At 61.5% G+C, this 1,005-nt stretch carries 1 protein-coding gene; it reads left to right on the forward strand.

What is annotated here, in order from left to right; translation table 11 throughout:
* Window positions 1–58: 58 nt before the first annotated feature.
* On the forward strand, window positions 59–1,005 hold a 947-nt coding region (locus H1B37_RS32925), incomplete at its 3' end, for a hypothetical protein (RefSeq protein WP_182871507.1).

The raw sequence follows: 1,005 nt of genomic DNA on the forward strand, positions 1-1,005 counted from the left end.
CTATTGACTCCGGGGGGCATGGTGTTAGTATGGTGGCACTCGAACTGGGGAGGTTGCCATGGGACGTGCGTTGCGGTCGGAGCAGTTTGATCCGGCAGAGATTGCGATTGTGCACTGCGTGCAGCGGTGCGTGCGAAGGGCCTTCCTGGCGGGCGTGGATCCGCAATCTGGGAAGGATTACGGATTCCGCCGTGAGTGGATCCGGAGGCGGATGGAGGCTCTGGCCTCGGTTTTTGCCGTCGATGTGCTGACCTACGCCATCCTCTCCAATCACATGCATCTGATCCTACGTAACCGGCCCGACGTCGTTCAGGCCTGGTCCGATCAGGAGGTTGCGATTCGCTGGCTAAGAGTCTTTCCCGGGCGGCGATTGGAAGAGCACCTCGCCGAGCCGACCGAAAATGACGTCGCCACCTTGGCCCGTGACAAGGAAAGGATCACGGAGATTCGGCGTCGACTGTCCGACCTATCATGGTTCATGCGTGCACTGAGTGAGCCGATCGCCCGCATGGCCAACAAGCAGGACGAATGCACGGGGCGGTTCTGGGAGGGCCGATTCAAAGCCCAGGCGATTGCCGATGAAGCGGGCTTGCTAGCCTGTGCGATGTACGTGGATCTGAATCCGGTCCGAGCAGCGATGGCGGAAACTCCGGACCAAGCGGCTCACACGTCGGCCTATGACCGCATCAAGGCAGACGAAGGCGACAAAATCGACTCGGCGGCCTTTGACTTGGTCCCCGTGGAAACGGCGGAGGCAGGGAAAACGATTCGTGAAACGCCGGTCGAAGCGTTGGAGGAGCAACGCCGGAAGAAACGCGTCAACCCGACCGGCAAGCGGATCCGGCGCGACGGCTGGCTGGCGCCGCTTCGGCTGGGGGAAAAGCCGGCGAGTGATCCTGAGCTCAGCGAAGGCGGCGTGCGAGCCAGCAACAAGGGGTTTCTGGACTTGGATTGGGCGGACTATTTGAATTTGCTGCGGTGGACGGCCCAGCAGAGCGATGAAGG

The sequence above is a fragment of the Stieleria mannarensis genome, assembly GCF_014154935.1.
GTDB lineage: Bacteria > Planctomycetota > Planctomycetia > Pirellulales > Pirellulaceae > Stieleria > Stieleria mannarensis.